Source organism: Bacillus sp. SIMBA_074 (genome assembly GCF_046534555.1).
GTDB lineage: Bacteria > Bacillota > Bacilli > Bacillales > Bacillaceae_G > Bacillus_A > Bacillus_A mycoides.
Genome location: NZ_JAWRYM010000612.1, coordinates 1 through 267, shown reverse-complemented (window position 1 = coordinate 267; position 267 = coordinate 1). Strand labels below are relative to the sequence as shown.

The following is a 267-nucleotide window of genomic DNA, read 5'->3' as shown; positions in this document are numbered from 1 at the left end:
GATGCATTGCCGGGTTTAGGTCATGCTTGCGGTCATAATATCATCGGCACAACGAGTGTTGCAGCAGGCATTTCCCTGGCTCAAGTGCTGGAGGAAACAGGCGGAGAGGTGATTGTTTTCGGTACACCGGCTGAAGAGGGAGGACCGAATGGAAGCGCAAAAGGCAGCTTTGTGAAGCACGGTCTATTTGATGGTGTGGATGCAGCCATCATCATCCATCCTGCAGGAAAAACGGGTATAACCAGTCCATTTTTGGCTGTCGATCCC

The 267-nt window shown here is 51.7% G+C and carries 1 protein-coding gene; it reads left to right on the top strand.

Going from position 1 to position 267, the window contains the following annotated elements:
• Positions 1–267, top strand: a 267-nt coding sequence (locus tag SB773_RS32200; RefSeq protein ID WP_410594428.1) for a M20/M25/M40 family metallo-hydrolase, incomplete at both ends; no start/stop codon positions are given.